The sequence below is a fragment of the Streptomyces sp. NPDC002588 genome (genome assembly GCF_040295925.1).
GTDB lineage: Bacteria > Actinomycetota > Actinomycetes > Streptomycetales > Streptomycetaceae > Streptomyces.
The window spans coordinates 1-3,992 of sequence record NZ_JBEOWF010000105.1 but is presented as its reverse complement, the minus strand read 5'-3'; the positions used below and the strand labels follow the sequence as shown (position 1 = coordinate 3,992).

General features: G+C 66.1%; 4 protein-coding genes. All 4 read left to right on the top strand.

The features are described 5' to 3' along the window. Positions 1-330 precede the first annotated feature (330 nt). Positions 331-1,641 carry an ABC transporter substrate-binding protein gene (locus ABT057_RS48905; protein ID WP_352351866.1) on the top strand — a complete coding sequence of 437 codons (1,311 nt, stop codon included), beginning with the start codon at positions 331-333 and terminating at the stop codon, positions 1,639-1,641. Positions 1,642-1,670: 29 nt separating this feature from the next. After that, positions 1,671-2,651, top strand: a complete 981-nt coding sequence (locus tag ABT057_RS48900; protein WP_352351864.1) for a carbohydrate ABC transporter permease — start codon at positions 1,671-1,673, stop codon at positions 2,649-2,651. Beyond that, positions 2,648-3,532, top strand: a complete 885-nt coding sequence (locus ABT057_RS48895) for a carbohydrate ABC transporter permease (protein WP_352351862.1) — start codon at positions 2,648-2,650, stop codon at positions 3,530-3,532. Before ABT057_RS48900 ends, ABT057_RS48895 begins: the two co-directional genes overlap by 4 nt. Before the next feature lie 47 nt (positions 3,533-3,579). Then, positions 3,580-3,992 (top strand): beta-galactosidase (locus tag ABT057_RS48890; protein WP_352351860.1); only part of this gene is annotated, 413 nt, incomplete at its 3' end.

The following is a 3,992-nucleotide window of genomic DNA, read 5'->3' as shown; positions in this document are numbered from 1 at the left end:
CCGCTTGGCAGGTGTATCAGGCGAGGTCAGCTGTATGACCGCGTGGTCACTGACCGCGCGGTCATATCTAGACAGCCGGACGGTCGGACGTCAAGAGCACGGGCAGCATTTCTTCCCCGACAGGACGCACAGCTGCGAAAGACGCGGCACGCTCGGCACGTTCCCCGCAGAGCCTTGACAGCGGGTCCCTGGAAAGTTCACTCTTCGACGCGTCGACCGATTGGATCTGTCCGGTCGCGTTTGTTTCTGGTCGTATCGTCGACCGCTTCCCGTCATGTCCCCTGAGCCAATGCGTCACGCCCGGGCCATGACAGCCCCTCAGGAGCCGAAATGCACCTTTCATCCCCTGGTCAGCCTCTGCCTGGTACCAGCCGCCGCGCCGTGCTGCGCGGACTCGGTGGGGCCGCTCTGCTCGGTGCCGGCATACCGCTGCTGTCGGCCTGCGGCGGCAGTGGCACCTCCTCCGACCCGAAGACCGTCAGCCTCGGCTCCAACGCGTCCGACGCGGTCCCGAAGAAGGCCTTCGCCGAGATCTACGCGGCCTTCAAGAAGCAGTCCGGGATCGCGGTCGACGTGAACACCAAGGACCACAACACGTTCCAGGAGCAGATCAACTCCTACCTCCAGGGCACCCCGGACGACGTGTTCAACTGGTTCGCCGGCTACCGCATGCAGTTCTTCGCGGCCAAGGGCCTGACCAGCGCCATCGACGACGTGTGGGCGAAGATCGGGGACAACTTCCCCGAGGCGATGAAGAAGCTCAGCAAGGGCGCGGACGGCAAGTACTACTTCGTGCCGATGACCACGTACCCCTGGGCGCTCTTCTACCGCAAGAGCGTGTTCCAGCAGCACGGCTACACCGTCCCCACCACGTGGGACCAGCTGGTCGCCCTGTGCAAGCAGATGAAGAAGGACGGCCTCACCCCGATCGCCTTCGGCGACAAGGACGCCTGGCCGGCGATGGGCACCTTCGACCAGATCAACTTCCGCGTCAACGGCTACGACTTCCACGTCGAGCTGATGGCGGGCAAGGCGGCCTGGACCGACGCCAAGGTCAAGGACGCCTTCGACCACTGGGCCGAGCTCCTCCCGTACCACCAGGAGGGCTCCCTCGGCCGCACCTGGCAGGACGCCGCCCAGACGCTGGTGTCGAAGAAGGCCGGCATGTACCTCCTCGGCTCCTTCGTCGCTCAGCAGTTCACCAACAAGGCCGACCTGGACGACCTCGACTTCTTCGCCTTCCCCGAGATCAACTCCGAGTTCGGCCAGGACACCGTGGAGGCCCCCACCGACGGCTTCATGGTCAGCAAGAGTCCGAAGAACCACGACGGCGTGGTGAAGCTGCTGGAATACCTGGGCACCGCGGAGGCCGAGGAGCTGTACCTCAAGGCCGACCCGAGCGTGGTGGCCGCCTCCAGCAACGCCGACACCTCCACCTACTCGACGCTGCAGAAGAAGGCTTTCGAGATGATCAGCGGCGCCAAGAGCCTCACCCAGTTCATGGACCGCGACAGCCGCCCGGACTTCACCTCCACGGTCATGCAGCCCGCGCTGCAGAAGTTCGTCCGCGACCCCAAGGGCATCGACAGCCTGCTCTCGTCGATCGAACGCCAGAAGAAGACGATCTTCGCGTCCTCCTGACCCGCGGCAGGAGCAGCGACTCAAGCGACATGACTACTGACACCCCCACGCAGTCCCCGGAGGCGGCCGCCGTGCCGCCTTCGGGCGCCGCATCGAAGAAGAAGCGGGTTCCGCAGGGCCACCGACGCCTGCTGACCCGCCGTGACCGGCTCACCCTCGGCCTGATGGCCGGTGTGCCGACGATCCTGCACGTGACCCTCGTGTGGGTCACCGCCCTCGCCTCCATCGCCCTCGCCTTCACCACCTGGGACGGCATCGGCTTCGACTCCATCAAGTGGGTGGGGCTGGACAACTTCAAGGAGCTGTTCACCAACAACCCGCAGTTCTGGCCCGCCGTCCAGCACAACGTCATCTGGTTCGTCGTGCTGATCCTGATCCCGACCCCGCTCGGGCTCTTCCTCGCGGTCCAGCTGGACAAGAAGATCCGCTTCACCCGCGTCTACCAGACGGCCTTCTTCCTCCCGGTCGTCGTCTCCCTCGCGGTCACCGGGTTCGTCTGGCAGCTCGTCTACAACCCCGACACCGGCCTGATCAACAGCGTCATCGGGGCCAACAAGCCCGGCCACTACATCGACTGGATCGGCGACCCGCACCTCAACCTGTGGGCGATCCTGGTCGCGGCCTGCTGGCGGCACACCGGCTACATGATGATCCTCTACCTGGCCGGCCTGAAGGGCGTCGACCCGTCCCTGCGCGAGGCCTCCTCGCTGGACGGCGCCAACGAGTGGCAGACCTTCAAGAACGTCATCTTCCCGACCCTGCGCCCGACCAACACGGTCGTCCTGGTCGTCACGATCATCGAGGCCCTGCGCGCCTTCGACCTGGTCTTCGTCTTCAACAAGGGCGCCCAGGGCACGGAGCTCCTCTCCATCCTGGTCACCAACAACATCATCGGCGAGTCCAGCCGCATCGGATACGGCTCCGCGATCGCCGTCGTCCTCCTGGTGATCTCCCTCGCCGTGATCATCCCGTACCTGATCTCGACCTTCCGGAAGGAGCGGAGCGCATGAGCACGGCCACCGCTGTCAAGCAGCGCACGCCCGTCCGCCCCGCCCGGATCCTGCTGCACACGTTCCTCGTCGTGACGGCCCTGGCCTGGCTCGCCCCCCTGCTGTGGGCGCTGTTCGCGGCCCTGCGCCCGTACTCGGAGACCAGCGAAAAGGGCTACGTCTCCTGGCCCGACCAGCTCAGCCTCGACAACTTCACCAACGCGTTCGAGCAGTCGGACATGATGCACTACTTCGGGAACACGCTGCTCATAGCGGTCCCGGCGGTGCTGCTGACCCTGTTCCTGTCGTCCTGCGTCGCGTTCTACGTCAGCCGCTTCGACTTCCGGGTCAACCTCTTCCTCCTCCTGGTCTTCACGGCCGGCAACCTGCTCCCGCAGCAGGTGATCATCACCCCGCTGTACCGCATGTACCTGCTGATCGACCTCCCCGGCATCACGGTCAGCGGCAAGCTCTACGACTCCGCGCTCGGCCTGGTCCTGATCCACGTGGCGTTCCAGTCCGGATTCTGCGCCTTCGTGCTGAGCAACTACATGCGCTCCCTGCCGCACGAGCTGACCGAGGCCGCCCTCGTCGACGGCGCCTCCGTGTGGCGCCTGTACTGGCAGATCGTCCTGCCGCTGTGCAAGCCCGCGATGGCCGCCCTCGCCACCCTCCTCTCCATCTGGATCTACAACGACTTCTTCTGGGCGATCGTCCTGATCTCCACCGGCGAGAACATGCCGATCACCTCGGCCCTGAACAACCTCTCCGGCCAGTACTTCACCGACCCCAACCTGGTCGCCGCCGGCGCCCTGCTCACCGCCATCCCCACGCTGACCGTGTACTTCGTGCTCCAGCGGCAGTTCGTCAGCGGCCTGACGCTCGGCGCCAACAAGGGCTGAACAACCTCCGCCGCGCCACCCGTCCCCGACCCCCGGGAGCCCCACCCATGAGTACCGCCCGCCGTCTTCGCCTCCCCGGCATCGCCTACGGAGGCGACTACAACCCCGAGCAGTGGCCCGAGGAGGTCTGGGCCGAGGACATGCGCCTGATGCGCGAGGCCGGGGTGAACATGGTCAGCATCGGCATCTTCTCCTGGGCGCTGCTGGAGCCGTCCGAGGGCGTGTACGACTTCTCCCGTATGGACCGGATCCTCGATCTTCTCCATGAGAACGGTATCGACGCGGACCTGGCCACCCCCACCGCCGCCCCGCCCGCCTGGTTCTTCAATGCGCACCCGGAGGCGCTGCCGGTCGACCGGAACGGCCACCGGCTGTCGTACGGCAGCCGCCAGACGTTCTGCCCGTCCAGCCCCGCCTACCGCCGAGCGGCGCTGCGGATCGCCGAAGTCCTCGCCGAGCG